Annotated in this window: 14 protein-coding genes and 1 pseudogene; 13 read left to right on the forward strand and 2 right to left on the reverse strand. The window is 48.1% G+C overall.

Annotated elements, in window-relative coordinates:
- The first annotated feature begins 19 nt into the window (after nucleotides 1–19).
- From GGU45_RS18390 to GGU45_RS18410, 5 genes and pseudogenes are all read left to right on the forward strand, one after another.
- The gene (locus GGU45_RS18390) at nucleotides 20–811 is read left to right on the forward strand and encodes an MlaE family ABC transporter permease (protein ID WP_435227223.1); all 792 of its coding nucleotides are present in this window, start codon (nucleotides 20–22) and stop codon (nucleotides 809–811) included.
- 2 nt (nucleotides 812–813) lie between these two features.
- A complete protein-coding gene (locus GGU45_RS18395; protein WP_435227225.1) occupies nucleotides 814–1,587 on the forward strand; it encodes an ABC transporter ATP-binding protein in 774 nt (257 codons plus the stop codon).
- A 3-nt stretch (nucleotides 1,588–1,590) separates the two neighbouring features.
- On the forward strand, nucleotides 1,591–2,589 hold the full coding sequence (locus GGU45_RS18400) for an MlaD family protein (protein ID WP_435227226.1): 999 nt from the start codon (nucleotides 1,591–1,593) through the stop codon (nucleotides 2,587–2,589).
- Between the two features lie 121 nt (nucleotides 2,590–2,710).
- Nucleotides 2,711–3,106 carry a hypothetical protein gene (locus GGU45_RS18405; RefSeq protein ID WP_435227228.1) on the forward strand — a complete coding sequence of 132 codons (396 nt, stop codon included), beginning with the start codon at nucleotides 2,711–2,713 and terminating at the stop codon, nucleotides 3,104–3,106.
- Nucleotides 3,107–3,216: 110 nt separating this feature from the next.
- Nucleotides 3,217–3,333 (forward strand): annotated as a pseudogene (locus tag GGU45_RS18410) (transposase); the annotation flags it as partial.
- A gap of 547 nt (nucleotides 3,334–3,880) precedes the next feature.
- Here the strand turns inward: GGU45_RS18410 and GGU45_RS18415 are convergent.
- Nucleotides 3,881–4,939, reverse strand: coding sequence for a response regulator (locus GGU45_RS18415; protein ID WP_435227230.1), 1,059 nt, complete (start codon nucleotides 4,937–4,939; stop codon nucleotides 3,881–3,883).
- A gap of 3 nt (nucleotides 4,940–4,942) precedes the next feature.
- Nucleotides 4,943–6,175: a PAS domain-containing sensor histidine kinase gene (locus GGU45_RS18420; protein ID WP_435227231.1), complete on the reverse strand. Its 1,233-nt coding sequence runs from the start codon at nucleotides 6,173–6,175 to the stop codon at nucleotides 4,943–4,945.
- Between the two features lie 286 nt (nucleotides 6,176–6,461).
- Here GGU45_RS18420 and GGU45_RS18425 point away from each other — a divergent pair, with 286 nt between their 5' ends.
- The 8 genes from GGU45_RS18425 (at nucleotide 6,462) to GGU45_RS18460 (ending at nucleotide 15,326) form a co-directional block, all read left to right on the forward strand.
- Nucleotides 6,462–8,876 carry a heavy metal translocating P-type ATPase gene (locus tag GGU45_RS18425; protein ID WP_435227233.1) on the forward strand — a complete coding sequence of 805 codons (2,415 nt, stop codon included), beginning with the start codon at nucleotides 6,462–6,464 and terminating at the stop codon, nucleotides 8,874–8,876.
- A 71-nt stretch (nucleotides 8,877–8,947) separates the two neighbouring features.
- Nucleotides 8,948–9,103 (forward strand): cbb3-type cytochrome oxidase assembly protein CcoS, encoded by a 156-nt coding sequence (gene ccoS / locus GGU45_RS18430; RefSeq protein WP_435227234.1) that lies wholly within the window; start codon nucleotides 8,948–8,950, stop codon nucleotides 9,101–9,103.
- A gap of 9 nt (nucleotides 9,104–9,112) precedes the next feature.
- Nucleotides 9,113–11,236: a cytochrome-c oxidase, cbb3-type subunit I gene (gene ccoN, locus GGU45_RS18435; protein WP_435227236.1), complete on the forward strand. Its 2,124-nt coding sequence runs from the start codon at nucleotides 9,113–9,115 to the stop codon at nucleotides 11,234–11,236.
- Between the two features lie 24 nt (nucleotides 11,237–11,260).
- On the forward strand, nucleotides 11,261–11,425 hold the full coding sequence (locus GGU45_RS18440) for a CcoQ/FixQ family Cbb3-type cytochrome c oxidase assembly chaperone (protein WP_435227238.1): 165 nt from the start codon (nucleotides 11,261–11,263) through the stop codon (nucleotides 11,423–11,425).
- Nucleotides 11,426–11,473: 48 nt separating this feature from the next.
- Nucleotides 11,474–12,601 carry a cbb3-type cytochrome c oxidase N-terminal domain-containing protein gene (locus GGU45_RS18445; protein ID WP_435227239.1) on the forward strand — a complete coding sequence of 376 codons (1,128 nt, stop codon included), beginning with the start codon at nucleotides 11,474–11,476 and terminating at the stop codon, nucleotides 12,599–12,601.
- Between the two features lie 3 nt (nucleotides 12,602–12,604).
- Nucleotides 12,605–14,020, forward strand: coding sequence for a cytochrome c oxidase accessory protein CcoG (ccoG, locus tag GGU45_RS18450; RefSeq protein WP_435227241.1), 1,416 nt, complete (start codon nucleotides 12,605–12,607; stop codon nucleotides 14,018–14,020).
- Between the two features lie 163 nt (nucleotides 14,021–14,183).
- Nucleotides 14,184–14,621 carry a FixH family protein gene (locus GGU45_RS18455; protein WP_435227242.1) on the forward strand — a complete coding sequence of 146 codons (438 nt, stop codon included), beginning with the start codon at nucleotides 14,184–14,186 and terminating at the stop codon, nucleotides 14,619–14,621.
- Complete coding sequence (locus GGU45_RS18460; RefSeq protein ID WP_435227243.1) at nucleotides 14,622–15,326, forward strand: sulfite exporter TauE/SafE family protein; 705 nt, start codon at nucleotides 14,622–14,624, stop codon at nucleotides 15,324–15,326.
- Nucleotides 15,327–15,358 lie beyond the last annotated feature (32 nt).

The following is a 15,358-nucleotide window of genomic DNA, read 5'->3' on the forward strand; positions in this document are numbered from 1 at the left end:
TGAATGTTAAAACCTGGCGATGGAACCTATTGAACAATCAGGGAAGCCCGTTGTTTCGAAACGTATTGATGGTTTCTTTATTACTGTATACGCGATATTCGGATTTATCGGCCGGTTTTTTCGCGAAACGCTGCGCCGTCCTTTTGAAACCCGCGAATTTCTTCGCCAGTGTTTTTATATTGGCAACAAGTCGCTGCCACTAATCACCCTTACCGGTTTTATTACCGGGCTGGTATTTACCAAACAGTCGCGCCCCTCCCTGGCAGAATTTGGGGCCACTTCCTGGCTGCCATCGCTGATATCCATCGCCATTGTGCGGGCCCTGGCTCCGCTGGTAACAGCGTTGATCTGTGCCGGGCGTGTGGGGTCGGGTATCGGGGCCGAGCTGGCTTCTATGAAAGTGACCGAGCAGATAGATGCTATGGAGGTATCGGCCGTTCATCCCTTCCGGTACCTGGTGGTAACAAGGGTGCTGGCCTGTGTTGTATGTCTGCCGCTGCTTATGTGTTATAACGGGCTCATAGCGCTTGTGGGCGCTTTTGTAGACGTCCATCTTAACGAGCAAACCAGTATGGATACTTTTATCCAGAATGCGTTTACCAATATTTCGTTCCTGGATCTGGCTGCATCGCTTTTGAAGGCGCTTGTATATGGCTTTACCATTGGTATCGTAAGCTGTTACCAGGGCTTTCATGCCGCCCGGGGTACCGAAGGCGTTGGCAAATCGGCCAATGTATCGGTAGTGGCATCCATGTTCCTGATCTTTATAGAAGAAGTTATTATTGTGCAACTGGTCAATACAATCCGATAACTATGAAAACCTTCCAGCCTGATATCGACCTGCAGCAAACGGTAATTTCCATCAGGGACCTGCACAAATCCTTTGATAATAATCATGTATTGCGTGGGGTAAACCTGGACCTGCACAGCGGGGAGAATGTAGTGGTGCTGGGCCGGTCGGGCACGGGCAAGTCGGTACTTATAAAAGCGATTGTGGGATTGTTGTACCCGGACGCAGGCACGGTTAGTGTGCTGGGACAGGAGGTGCAGGAGCTGGACGCTCAGGCATTGCGCAACCTGCGCCTGAAAGTGGGTTTCTGTTTTCAGAACGGGGCCTTGTACGATAGCATGACTGTAGGCGAAAACCTTGCTTTTCCGCTAAAGCGGAATGAACCCGCGATGAGCCGCAAGGAGCGCGACCGGCGTATCGGAATGGTGCTGGATGCGATTGGGCTGTCCCATACCATTGGCCAGATGCCTGCTGAACTGTCGGGTGGACAACGGAAACGCATCGGCATTGGCCGTACGCTGATACTGCGCCCTGCAATCATGTTGTACGATGAGCCTACGGCGGGGCTGGATCCGATTACCTGTACCGAAATCAATGCCCTGATTAATGAAGTGCAGCACCGGTTCAAAACCAGCTCTATCATCATTACACACGATCTTACCTGCGCCAAATCAACGGGCGACAGGATTGCAGTGTTGAAAGAAGGCCGGTTTATACGACAGGGAAACTTTAATGAAGTGTTCAGCTCCGATGAAACGCTGATCCGGGAATTTTATGCGTATAATTTTATTCAATAATGTATGAAAACAACTGATTCAAGAAGGGCCGCTACCGTGGGTATATTTATGGTTTTGGGGCTGATTATTTTTGCCGCAGCCATCCTTTTTTTGGGTGGGCAAAAGAAAGCGTTTATGCAATCCGTGCAAATAAAAGCCATCTTTCAAAATGTGGGAGGCCTCACCAAAGGCAATAATATCTGGTACTCCGGCGTAAAAGTGGGCACCATAAAAAAGATCACTTTTATGGATCATAGCCGGATAGAAGTGCTGATGAATATTGATAAACACGCCCTCCCTTTTATACATAAGGATGTGCGGGCGCGGATCAGTGCGGACGGGCTGGTGGGCAACAAGATCATTGCCCTGGAGGGGGGCACTGCACAGGCCGCCCCTATTGAAGAGGGCGATGTGGTGATGGTGGAAGCAGGCGTCAGTACCGATGAAATGATGGAAACGCTCCAGGTTAATAATAAAAACCTGGTGGCGGTTACCGGTAATCTCAAAACCATTATGGAAAATATTATTGCCGGCCGGGGCACGCTCGGCAAACTGATCGGCGATTCTTCGGTTTATCAGCAGCTCGATCGTACGCTGGCAGTACTGCATCAAACAGCGGGTAATACCCAGCGGCTTACGGAAGGCCTGGCAGGTTATGCCACCCGGCTGCAGTCGCCCGGGGTGCTGGCAAACGACCTGGTAACCGACACCATCGTTTTCCCCCGGCTCCGGAATACGGCTACGCAATTGCAGGAAGCGGCTACACAGGCCCGCAGGGTGGCACAGGATCTCCAGGCTGTAAGCGCCAATATTGGCAACCGTGTCAACAGCAATACCTCGCCCGCCGGCGTACTCCTCAACGACACGGCTACCGCACGGGAGCTGCAGCAAACCATCCGCAACCTGGAAAGCAGCACGGGCAAGCTGGATACCAATATGGAGGCGATGCGGCATAATTTCCTGTTCAGAGGTTATTTCCGGAAACAGGAAAAACAGCGGAGAAAGGCGGAACGAAAGCAATAGCGCTCTTATATGATTGATGCCAATCACCATTACTGCTGACCTCAGTCATTTAAACACACGCCTTTCCGGAGTAGTTTAGCTGTCAAATTTAATAAGCGAGGAAGCATCGGTTTATTCTTTTATGAAAGAGCTGAAACTGGAACAGGTAAGGTATGAGTGCGAGACATGGAAAAGAGCTGTCCTTTTCATGATAGAGGAGTCTGTCAGTATGAAAAACCGGCTATCCGAAATTTTAAAGCATCATCTTGACAAGCCATTGCTTGAAGGTGTTGAGCGGCTGCAAACCAAATTGGTGCGCAATGATGAATTGATTGGCGTCTTTCGCGATGACCTGATGTATGTCAGTAATCTGGTACAGGCAGGTACTGTTACTCCGGCGCCATCAGAAAAGCAGTTTGATATTAAGATCGACCGTTTGCAACATAACCTTTTATACCTGGAGAAACATTTTAGCAAACTGAAATCAGAATTTAACAATTACCTGCGCGGAAACATTGGCGCCATTGTAGGAAACTGAACGGGTATGTGCTGCCCCGGAGGGGTCGAATGTGATGAACACCGATTGGATTTTTGAAAATCAAACGTAAATTAGAGCGGACAGAACAATATTTTATAACCTATGAAATCATCATCAACTATGTCAGGAATCAAAAAGAGCATCATAAGAATGAAACGTTTTACAATGAATATAAGCGGTTGCTAATTGAGAATGGCGTTGAATTTGACGAAAAATATTTATTATAAGCACTGTCTTATATGCCCCGAAACATTAAACCTACGACCCCGTTGGGGCCGTGCCTGCTACGCATCTGTTACCCCTGGCGCAGCCAGGGGCTATGCACATTGGACCCTTTGGGCCACATCTGTTTTATTTCGATAAGTATTCGCTATTCAGTTGTTGTAAATTTACCCTTTATGAAACTCCAGGTTGTTTGACCGTCTTTAAGAAATGTGTCCACACGATAGGATCAATCGGGGTTGAAGTTACCATGAAATATAGTAGGGGTAAGCCTTTCACGCCAAAAAGATCGCATCTTTTAATGGAAAACAGGCGCAGCGCGCCGTTGATCCTTATAACGATGAGCGCCCAAAACATCCCGTAGCCGCAGCGCGGCGGTAATTTCCTGTGCACCGCTTGTGCAAACCGCAATGATTACCGGTGCGCTGCACCTTTATTACCTGTATGGTCATTTACTAACAGGATCAGCGCTGCGCTGCAGCTTCAGGTGACAAAAATTAACCTGCCGCTTTTACGCTGGAATTTGTTGAATTGCGAGTTAAATAGCAGACCCTAATTGAGCAGGTTTTCCAGTTTTTTGCGATTTAAAATTTCAATGCCCCCGGTTTTGATATCGATTAGTTTTTCGCTGCGGAAATCGCTCAATGTGCGTATTAAGGACTCGGTGGCGGTACCGGCAATGGCCGCAAGCCCCTCGCGGTTGATCACAATCATAAAGTTTTCTTCGTGTTCTTTCCGGTATTTTTTTTCAAGCAGCAGTAAGGCATCGGCTACTTTCTTACGAAGCGAATTGTATGCCAGGCGCAGGAGCTGCTCTTCCTTTGCCGATACATTTTTAGCCAGCAGCCGTATGAATTTTTGTGCTACAGCGCTGTTATGGCCAACCAGTTCTGTGAAATCCTCTTTTGGGATAACAGCGAGCTCTGTATCTTCCAATGCCTCCGCGGTATCTTTATATACGGCTTCCTCCAGCAAGGGTATATACCCCAAAAAATCTCCGGTATTAAACAGTTCTGTTATCAGTTCTTTTCCGTCTTCATTGGTGCGGTAGGCCTTTACTTTTCCTTTTACAACATAGTACAACCTGCCGGGATGATTGCCCTCGGAATAAATGACCTGTTTTTTCTTATACTTGTTGATATTGCGGTCTTCCGTTAAAGAAAGCAGCGCTGCCTTGCTATCGGAAACTTTCAGCAGTTGCTGCAGTCCGTCCAGCCCGGTAGCAAATTCCTGCCGGAGCCCTTCTATTTTTTTTAACCGCCCGTCTACGGCATTCAGCAATTCGGTGCCGGTAAAGGGCTTGGTAATATAGTCATCGGCACCCAGCTCCATTCCCCGGCGCAGATCGCTGCGCTCTGTTTTTGCTGTAAGGAAAATAAAAGGGATGTTTTTGGTGGCCGCATTTTTATGAAGTGCATGTAATACGCCGTAGCCGTCAAGAACGGGCATCATAATATCGCAGATAACCAGGTCGGGTATGTGTTCAATCGCTTTTTCCACCCCTGTTTTCCCATTGGCCGCTGTAATAACAGTATAGCCGGATAATTCAAGGATCTCAGCTGTATTATCCCGGATGTCGTCATTGTCCTCAATTAACAAAATCTTTTTCATTGCTTACAGTTTATAGGCTGCCGCCGCATCATCAGGAAACCTGATGATAAACTCCGTGCCTTTGTCTAATTCGCTGATGCATTGTATAGAGCCGTTCATAAGCTCTGTGTATTTTGAAATAATATGTAGCCCCAGCCCCGTACCCTGGATGTTTCCGGCATTGGCGGCCCGGAAAAAGCGCTCGGTTAAGTGCCGCTGATCCTCGCGCGAGATGCCGATACCTCCATCGGTAACGGAAAGTTGAACGGACTGATCGTTAACGGTGCTCCGGATCGTGATTAAACCATTTTCAGGTGAGAATTTGCTGGCATTAGACAGCAGGTTGATCAGGATATGTTTTAACAGGGAAGGATCCAGGCAAACATTTTCCCGGCCCTCATGATGATAACTCATCCGCTGTTCTTTTTTTAAATTAATTTCCATTTCGCGGGTAATGTCCAGGATCAATTCCCGGATATTAAATCCGGTAAGCCGCACCTGTATTTTCCCCTCTTCTATTTTTCCAACGCTTAAGAAGTCGTTCAGGATATCGGTGAGCAACTGCACCGATGATACGATGCGCTGCAAATGCCGCTCCCTTTTTGTATGCTCATCGGCGCCGGCGCCTGTATATTTTTCAATAAGATACGCCGAGGATAATATGGTGCTCAGGGGGGTCCGGAATTCATGAGAGGCAATGGATACAAATTTTGATTTTAGGTCGCCCAGCTCTTTTTCCCGCTCCAGCAGCCCCGAAAGTTCATCTTTTGATGCTTTTAATTCGTCCATGGCGGCCTTGAGCTCCTGTGTGCGTTGCTCAACGGTAAACTCCAGCTTATTATTCAGCTCTTCAATATCCGCCTCAGCCTTTTTTCTGATAGAGATATCGCTGATAAATGCAATTACAAATTCCTCCCCCGCATCATTGTAATTGCTCAGGCTAACTTCAACCGGAAATTCGCTGCCGTCCTTTTTTATGGCATACAGATCCATTCCTACGCCCATGGGCCGGCTTTTAGGGTGGTGGGCATAGGCAGTACGATGGGTAATGTGTTTGGAGTGGTACCGCATCGGGATCAGCCGTTCAATGGATTGCTGCAGCAGCTCCTCCAGGGTATAGCCAAATAGCTTTAATGCAAAGGGGTTGGCCGATTGAATGAGGGCCTTGCTGTTTACGATAATAATCCCGACGGAAGCCTGGTTGAAAAACGCCTCATAACGATAACTGTCCTGCCCTTTTTGATCCGCAACGCCCATACAATTGGAATGAAATTTAAAAATAAAACAAATGGGGTTTATAGACAAATGTTCTGTGGATACCCGGTGCCGGTTACAAGTTGCCGAAGCATCGGGCATCCAATATCGGGTATCCAGCATCCAGCATCGAGTATCCGGCGTCAAGTATCCAGCATCCAGCATCGCGCATCCAGCATCCAATATCCCTCCCGGTGCTGATACCAATCATCCACCGGTATGACAAAAGCCATTTGATAGCAGTGTAAACAGCCGGAGTTTTGGGCATTCTATAAATGGAAGGTGTATTTTGATAGAAAACGGAGCCCATAAAAAAGTATACTGTTATCATTGCGGGGACCACTGTTCCGATGAGCCGTTTCAGGCCGGAGACCATTTTTTTTGCTGCAATGGCTGCCGGACGGTATTTGAGCTTTTAAATGAAAAGAAACTTTGCACCTATTACGATCTGAACCGGCATCCGGGGCAGCAACAGGTGCGGCAGCCCCGGAAAGACCGGTTTGCTTTTCTGGAAAAAGAGGAAATAATAAAAGACCTGGTATCTTTTTCTGACGGACAGCAAACCCATGTTACCCTCAATATTCCCCACATGCATTGTAGCAGTTGCCTGTGGCTGTTGGAAAGTATCGGAGAGATGCAGGCCGGTATTCTCACTTCACGCGTGAACTTTTCCGAAAAAACGGTTTTTATCATTTTTGATAATCAACAATGCTCGCTTCGCAGTGTGGTAGAAGCATTAACCTCCATAGGATATGAGCCCTGCCTGGATTTGAACAACCCTGGTAAAGGAAGGCCGGAGCCGATGCAAAACCGGCGCGTATTGCAAATAAGTATTGCCGGTTTTTGTTTTGCCAACATCATGATGCTGAGCCTCCCGGAGTATTTTTCGCTGGCAGGCTACCTTGAAGAAAGGATCGGGAACACTTTCCGGTACATGGGCTTACTGCTGGTACTGCCGGTGCTCTTTTATGCAGCCGGGGAGTTTTTTATCAATGCCTGGAAAGGACTCAAAGCCGCCCGGCTGAATATCGATTTTTCAATTGCCCTGGCCCTGCTGCTTACTTTTTCACGAAGCTGCTATAATTTGTTTTTTCTGGATGGTGCCACGTATTTTGACAGTTTAAGCGGCATTGTTTTTTTTATGCTGATCGGGCGCTGGGCACAGGAAAAAACACAGCGCTCCTTAGTGTTTAACAGGGATTATACCTCGTTTTTTCCGGTATCCGTAAATGTAATAAACGGGGGGCGAACCCTGCCCACCGGTATTGGTGCGCTGAAAAAAAACGATATTATCGAAGTGTTTGACCAGGAGATCATTCCCGCCGATAGCCTGTTGCTCCAGGGAAAAGCAGTTATTGACTATAGTTTTGTAACCGGAGAAACTCTCCCAAAGGCGGTAGAACAGGGTGCCCTGGTGTATGCCGGGGGACGGCAAATAGGGGAGCGCCTCGAATTGGCGGTCTTAAAACCCTCCGACCAGGGGTACCTTACCAGCCTTTGGAACCGTGAAGTGCCGGATAAAGACAAAAAACAAAATGAGCAGCTGCATAAAACCAGCAACTATTTTACACTGGCGGTATTGCTGCTGACGGCCTGCAGCGCGTTTTACTGGTTTTTAAATGGTAATGCAGCAGCCGGGTGGCGGGTGCTTACTACAACCCTTATTGTTGCCTGCCCCTGTGCCTTGCTGCTGGCAGCTACTTTTACAAATGGGCATGTGCTGCGTATTTTTAAAAAAGCCGGGCTTTATTTAAAGAATGACGGTGTCATTGGTTCGCTGGCGGGCATTAACCAGGTGGTGCTGGATAAAACGGGGACTATTACAAAAGGCGATGGGTTTAAGGTAACTTACCTTGGCCACCCGTTAACCGGTGAAGAGCGGCTTTGGGTGGCTTCGTTGCTGAAACATGCCACCCACCCCCTAAGCAAGGCCGTGGCCGCTTATCTTAATGTCAGGAATACCATTCCCGTACTGCATTTTAAAAACCTGCCGGGCAAGGGCGTAGAGGGCTGGATAGCTGAACGGCATGTGAAAATTGGCAGCCCGTCCTTTGTTTTGGGTAAGCCGGACACTGAAGCGATGAACGCCACGCGTGTTTTTTTAAAAATTGATGGTACCAGTACCGGGTTCTTTGAACTGCTGCATCGTTACCGCGAGGATTTGGCTCCTTTCCTGAAACGGCTACAGCAAAAAGGAACGGTATCGATACTTTCGGGGGACAATAATGCGGAGCTGGCCGGGTTGCAGGAGCTGCTGGGGGCTGATGCCGACATTCGGTTTTACCAGTCGCCGGACGATAAATATGAAGCGGTTTTCGCCTTGCAGCAACGTTGCCACAAAAAAGTATTAATGGTAGGAGATGGCCTCAACGATGCAGGAGCCCTCCGGCAAAGCGATGTTGGCATCGCCGTATCGGAAGGGGCTAAAACCTTTACGCCGGCTTCTGATGCAATCCTGGATGGCGCTGCGGTAACCCAACTGGACCAGGTATTGTACCTGGCAAAGAAATCCGGGAAAGTAGTGCGCATCAGCTTCCTGGTATCAATAATATACAATATAGCAGGTTTATATTTTGCGCTGCAGGGGCAGCTTTCACCCGTGGTTGCAGCGTTGCTGATGCCGCTGAGTTCGGTAAGTATTATCCTGCTTACTTTTTTCCTTTCAGAATGGTATGGAAGAAAATTAAAGCCGGTTAAAGCATGATCCATATCAGTATTGCTGTTGCCGGTTGTCATCCCCGGAGCTGCTGCTTCGGCAGACCTTTGCTTTAGAAAATGAGCATTATTATCATAACCGCCATCGGCAGCCTGTTTATTGCCCTTTTGTTCCTGGCAGGATTGCTCTGGAGCATAAGAGACGGGCAGTATGAAGATGAATTTTCGCCGCCCCGCCGCATCTTATTTGACGAAAAAAAACAAAAAAATAAATAACCAGAATGTATGGAACTACAGAAGTTTAGTTACGATAACCGGATTCCAAAGCTGTTTGCCATTGCCACTATCACCTGGGGCGTTGTGGGTATGTTGGCGGGCGTATTTGCTGCATTTCAGTTAGCATTCCCTGCATTGAATATGGGCCTTCCTTATACCACCTTCGGGAGGCTGCGGCCGGTACATACCAATGCCGTGGTTTTTGCTTTTGTGGGTAATGCTATTTTTACGGCGGTGTATTATTCCATGCCCCGCCTGTTAAAAACACCAATGTGGAGCAAGGCGCTTGGTAAAATACATTTTTGGGGCTGGCAACTTATTATTATATGCGGGGCCATTACGTTATTGTTAGGATATACTTCTTCAAAAGAGTATGCAGAGCTGGAATGGCCTATTGATATTGCCATTACCATTGTGTGGGTGCTGTTTGGTATTAATATGATGGGTACCATCCTCACCCGGCGGGAGCGGCACCTGTATGTGGCCATCTGGTTTTTTATCGGTTCCTGGGTTACCATCGCCATGCTGCATATTGTCAATTCCCTGGAGCTGCCTGCTTCCTTTATGAAAAGCTACTCCTGGTATGCGGGAGTTCAGGATGCACTGGTACAGTGGTGGTACGGGCATAACGCCGTGGCCTTTTTTCTGACCACGCCGTTTTTAGGGATCATGTACTATTTTCTTCCCAAGGCGGCCAACCGCCCCATTTATTCTTACCGGTTAAGCATTATCCATTTCTGGAGCCTCATTTTTATTTATATATGGGCCGGCCCGCACCACCTTTTAAATACGGCCTTGCCGGAGTGGGCCCAGTCGTTGGGTACCGCCCTTTCCTTAATGTTGCTGCTGCCCAGCTGGGGTGGTATGCTCAACGGGCTCTTTACGCTCAGGGGCGCCTGGGATAAAGTGCGGGAGGATCCGGTACTCAAATTTTTTGTAGTGGCTGTTATCTGTTACGGCATGGCCACTTTTGAGGGGCCCATGCTTTCATTGAAAAATGTAAACGCCATCTCGCATTACAGCGACTGGACCATTGCGCACGTGCACATCGGCGCATTGGGGTGGAACGGGTTTCTCACCTTTGGGATGTTGTACTGGCTTTTTCCCCGCTTATTCAATACCAAACTGCATTCCCTCAAACTGGCAGGCACGCATTTCCTGATTGGTACTTTTGGTATGATCCTGTACGCAGTACCCATGTACTGGGCGGCTTTCAGAAGCTATTTTATGATGACGGCCTTTACACCGGAGGGGCAGCTGCAATACCAGTTTATAGATGTGGTGCAATCCGTTGTACCTTTTTACATACTCCGGGCAATCGGCGGCACCCTTTATCTTACCGGTGTTGTACTGATGGTATATAACCTGGTCAAAACTTCCCGGAAGGGTAGTTTCGTTGCAAGCGAAGAGGCCAGCGCCGCGCCTTTGGAAAAGCGCTACAAGGCCCCGGCGCATTCGCACTGGCATGCCCGTATCGAGCGCAAACCGTTATTACTGCTTACTTTGAGCCTTATTGTGGTGGCTATTGGCGGGTTTGTTGAAATGGTGCCCACCTTCCTGGTGAAAGAGAATGTGCCGACCATTTCAAGTGTAAAACCTTACACACCGCTCGAATTGCAGGGGCGAGATATTTATATAAGAGAAGGGTGCAATAATTGCCACACGCAGATGATCCGTCCTTTCCGTTACGAAGTGGCTCGTTATGGCGAATATTCCAAGGCCGGGGAATCTGTATATGATCACCCGCACTTATGGGGCAGCAAACGCACCGGCCCGGACCTGGCCCGCATCGGCGGAAAATATCCTGATAGCTGGCATTTTAACCACATGCTGGAGCCGGCTTCTATGGCTCCGGGATCCATCATGCCTTCTTACCCCTGGTTGTTCGATAAAGCATTGGACCTGGCTTCCACCAATTCGAAAATATATGCCATGCGTAAACTGGGAGTTCCGTACAAAGAAGGCTATGAAGCAACCGCTGTGGAGGATTTGAAACGTCAGGCAGACGAAATAAGTAACCGGCTAAAAAAGGAAAAGATAAACATCTCCGGTAACACAGAAATCATTGCGCTTATTGCTTACCTGCAGCGCCTGGGCACCGATATCAGGGGTGAAGACAGTGCGCACCAATAACCCCAATCAATAAATACCCCGATTATGAAATTTGTCAATTACCTGGAAAAGATAAGCGGTGTTGGAATTTATCCAATGATTTCCCTTGTATTGTTTACCGTGCTGTTCACATTTGTAGTGATCTATGCGCTAAAAGTAAGCAGGGAAACCATCTCCGAAATGGAGCGGCTGCCGCTTGATGGAGAATGATCTGAATCTGATGCAATACCAAAGCCGATCACATATAAAGAAATTTAAATGAAACGACCCAACTTAAAAAAGCCTTCACTGCAATTGATAATGGTCCCGCTTTTAGCACAGGGGCAATCCCCGGGTACGGCATCCCTTACCCTGAGTGTAAACACCCTGCTGATTGTTATTGCATTGTTACTGCTGCTGGTAATAGGTGTACTCAGTTATATCCTGCTGGCCTCCACGGATATTTACCGGAAGCATAAAGGGTTGAAAAAATCCGGTGAAAAAGTACTAAAATCCCTGCTGTTGATCATGGCCTCGGCCGGAGCATTACAGGTATGGGGACAGGAGGGCGTGCCGCCGGCCGGGAATCCTTTTTCAGATGCCAACCTGCTGCGCTATATGCTGATCGGTGTGGTGGTGCTGGAGTTTTTGGTGATGTTTGTGCTTATTTACTGGATCCGGTTTTTTACCGGCATCGAAGAATTGCAGCGGGAAAAGGCAGTAATAAAAAAGAAGCAGCTTAAAGGAGCCGCATCTTGGTGGAGCCGTGTCAATAAATTGAAACCTATTGAAGAGGAACACACATTAGATGTGGGCCATAGCTATGACGGTATCCGGGAACTGGATAACCCCGTTCCGGCCTGGTTTTCTATCGCTTTTATTGCATCTATCCTGTTTGGACTCGCTTATCTTTGGCGCTATGAGGTGACCCACTCGGGCCTGAACCAGTATGAAGAATACCAGGCTGCGGTAACCAAAGGCGACCTTCAGGTAGCGGCCTATATGAAAACCAAGGGAGATGCGGTGAATGAGAATACGGTTACAATGCTTGACGCAGCCGGAATTGAGGCGGGTAAGAAGTTTTTTGTAAATAACTGTACCGCCTGTCATGGCAATGAAGGACAGGGAGGCGTAGGGCCCAATTTAACGGATGACTACTGGCTCCATGGCGGCTCCATTGGAAAAGTTTTTCATACCATCAAGTTTGGCGTGGTGGAAAAAGGAATGATGAGCTGGAAAGATATTTTCTCCGCAGAACAGATCGCTCAGATATCCAGCTATATCAAATCGATTCAGGGTACCAACCCTCCGGGAGCCAAGGCGCCACAGGGTGAACTTGACAAGGATACACCCGAAGCGGCCGCAAGCGGTAAAGACAGTACAGCACTGAAAGATGATAAAAAATAAAGCATGGAAACAGCGCCTATAGGTCCTGCTAAGGCCGGAGACAGTTTTCGTGACCGGCATAGCAACACTACTGAAACCGGCAAACGCAAATGGGTATATGCGTTAAAACCCGGCGGTACCCTTTACCGGTACCGGCAATGGCTGGCTTTTGTATACCTGGGTATCTTCTTTGCGCTCCCCTTTATAAAAATCAGCGGGCTTCCGGCGGTGCAGTTGAATTTCCCCGAGGCTAAGTTTATTTTATTGGGGCAGATATTTTGGCCGGATGATTTTATCATTTTTGCAGTTGCCATGATCGTGCTGATCGTTTTTATTGCGCTCTTCACGGTTATTTACGGCCGCGTGTTCTGCGGCTGGGTATGCCCGCAAACCATTTTTATGGAATTTGTTTTCCGCAAAATTGAATGGTGGATTGAGGGGACACCTGCGCAGCAAAAGAAGCGGGATGCGGCGCCCATGAGCGCCGGAAAATTTGCCAGGAAGGCGTTGAAGCACGCGGTATTCCTGGTGGTGTCCTTCCTGGTGGCCCATGCCTTCCTTTCCTATATACTGGGTGTGGAGGAAGTGTGGCGCATGATCCGGGGGCCCATTGGCGAAAGCTGGAGCATTTTGGCCGGACTGCTGTTTTTTACACTGCTGTTCTATTTTGTCTTTGCATTTGTAAGAGATATTGTGTGCACGACTATTTGCCCCTACGGCAGATTACAAGGCGTTTTATTCGATAAGGATACCATGCAGGTGTCCTACGATTATAACAGGGGCGAGCCCAGGGGTAAGCTGAAAAAAAACAGCCAGCAGGACTTGGGCGATTGTATCGACTGTAAACTTTGTGTGAACGTATGCCCAACGGGCATTGATATTCGTGACGGGGTACAGATGGAATGTGTGGGATGCACGGCCTGCATTGATGCCTGCAATGCGGTGATGATCAAAATCGACCGCCCTGTGGGGTTGATCCGCATGGCATCAGAAAACCAGGTATCCAAAAAATTGCCCTTCCGGTTCAACGGCAAAATGAAATTTTATTCCATTGTGCTGGTGCTTTTGATGGGCATCATCAGCGCCCTTGTCTTTTCACGCAAAAGTATTGATACGACCGTTTCCCGCGTGAAAGGTCAGCTGTATCAGGAAGTAGGTACTGATTCCTTATCCAACCTGTTTCAGGCAAAAATGATCAACAAAACCAAAAAGGAAGTACAGTATCAATTAAAAGTGGAAGGCGCTATCCCGGGAATGATTAAGATGGTAGACGCCGGTCATGACCGTTTAAAACCGGAAAGCATCAATACGGTTACGTTCTTCATCCTTATTCCGAAATCTGCCATCCGGTCGAGGTCCTCCGACATCACGGTTGGAGTATATATTAATGGAATAAAAATGACAAAAGTGCAATCAACCTTTTTGGGGCCGTTTATATAGTTAGAAGTGAAATGTTTGATCTGAAATATCTGGGGCAACATGAACATTGAACGCGTAATGCACAACGCGCTGGCTTAACCCCAACATAATAGATTCCTTTGACTATTGACCGCTCACTATTAACGCGCTAAACTAAAATCTGAAAACTAAAATTTTTCGTACCATGAGCTGGGGATACAGGGTGATAATCATAATGGGCCTCTTTTTAGCCGGGATGATCACAATGGTTGGGATATCGATGCAACAAACCAACGAGATGATCGATGCCAATTACTATGAAAAAGAGCTGGTGTATCAAAACGTCATCGATGCAAAACAGCGCCTTCATGCCACCGGCAGTAAAGTTACAATTGCGGCATCGGCAGACAGCCTGAGGGTTCTTTTTCCGCCAGCGCTGTCTGCACAAATAAGTACCGGATCCATATCGTTTCTGAAATTGTCGGATAGCAAAAACGACCGGAAGATCAGTATGGAGCATACCGCCGCCGCTGCTTATTCCCTGCCGGTCAAGGATATGCAAAAGGGATGGTACAAAGTGCGGGTTCAATGGGTAAATAGTGGGCAGATGTATTACCAGGAACAAAGCTTTCTTCTTAATTAAATGATAGCCGCAATCATCATAGGATTGGGGATGGGAATGGCCGCCGGTTTGCATTGTATTGGCATGTGTGGCCCGCTGGCGCTTTCCCTGCCCCTGGGAGGCTCCGGCAGGTTTACCCGGATAAAAAAGGTGTTGCTTTATAATGCAGGACGGATGGTTACCTACATTGGCCTGGGTGCCTTGCTAGGACTGCTTGGGCGCGGTATCAGTATTACCGGTTACCAGCAATGGCTCTCCATTATTGTGGGGGCCATAATGCTGATAGGTTTAGTGGGAGCAAAGTATTTGTCCCAAACCGGCCCCGCAGCTTTTTTTCAACAGCGGGTAAAAAGGGCACTGTCTTATTTTCTTTCGGGAAAGAAATCTCCCGTTGTTTTTTTCGTTATCGGTATTTTAAACGGCCTGCTGCCCTGCGGAATGGTTTATATGGCAATCGCCACGGCCCTGGTTATTGGCAGCCCTTTGCAATCCGGTTTATTAATGGCCGCATTTGGGTTAGGAACGGTGCCGCTGATGGGCCTGTTAATGCTTACAGGACATCAACTGTCCTTCCCGCTGCGCAACAAGCTAAAGAGGGGGCTGCCCTGGTTTACGGCTTTTGTTGCCTGCCTGATGATCCTGCGGGGGTTGAATCTTGGGATTCCCTATGTAAGTCCTGCTTTTTCAACTCATACGCCAACGGAAAAAGTCGTATGCCGCCCCTGATGAAGATCTGCAACACCACTAACCGCAATCAT

Source organism: Niabella hirudinis, assembly GCF_051201075.1.
Lineage (GTDB): Bacteria > Bacteroidota > Bacteroidia > Chitinophagales > Chitinophagaceae > Niabella > Niabella hirudinis.

Excerpts from the sequence above, each read along its gene's own strand:
- GGU45_RS18390 (WP_435227223.1), top strand. The coding sequence starts at position 20 with ATGGAACCTATTGAACAATCAGGGAAGCCCGTTGTTTCGAAACGTATT.
- GGU45_RS18395 (WP_435227225.1), top strand. The coding sequence starts at position 814 with ATGAAAACCTTCCAGCCTGATATCGACCTGCAGCAAACGGTAATTTCC.
- GGU45_RS18400 (WP_435227226.1), top strand. The coding sequence starts at position 1,591 with ATGAAAACAACTGATTCAAGAAGGGCCGCTACCGTGGGTATATTTATG.
- GGU45_RS18405 (WP_435227228.1), top strand. The coding sequence starts at position 2,711 with ATGAAAGAGCTGAAACTGGAACAGGTAAGGTATGAGTGCGAGACATGG.
- GGU45_RS18415 (WP_435227230.1), bottom strand. The coding sequence starts at position 4,939 with ATGAAAAAGATTTTGTTAATTGAGGACAATGACGACATCCGGGATAAT.
- GGU45_RS18420 (WP_435227231.1), bottom strand. The coding sequence starts at position 6,175 with ATGGGCGTTGCGGATCAAAAAGGGCAGGACAGTTATCGTTATGAGGCG.
- ccoS (WP_435227234.1), top strand. The coding sequence starts at position 8,948 with ATGAGCATTATTATCATAACCGCCATCGGCAGCCTGTTTATTGCCCTT.
- ccoN (WP_435227236.1), top strand. The coding sequence starts at position 9,113 with ATGGAACTACAGAAGTTTAGTTACGATAACCGGATTCCAAAGCTGTTT.
- GGU45_RS18440 (WP_435227238.1), top strand. The coding sequence starts at position 11,261 with ATGAAATTTGTCAATTACCTGGAAAAGATAAGCGGTGTTGGAATTTAT.
- GGU45_RS18445 (WP_435227239.1), top strand. The coding sequence starts at position 11,474 with ATGAAACGACCCAACTTAAAAAAGCCTTCACTGCAATTGATAATGGTC.
- ccoG (WP_435227241.1), top strand. The coding sequence starts at position 12,605 with ATGGAAACAGCGCCTATAGGTCCTGCTAAGGCCGGAGACAGTTTTCGT.
- GGU45_RS18455 (WP_435227242.1), top strand. The coding sequence starts at position 14,184 with ATGAGCTGGGGATACAGGGTGATAATCATAATGGGCCTCTTTTTAGCC.
- GGU45_RS18460 (WP_435227243.1), top strand. The coding sequence starts at position 14,622 with ATGATAGCCGCAATCATCATAGGATTGGGGATGGGAATGGCCGCCGGT.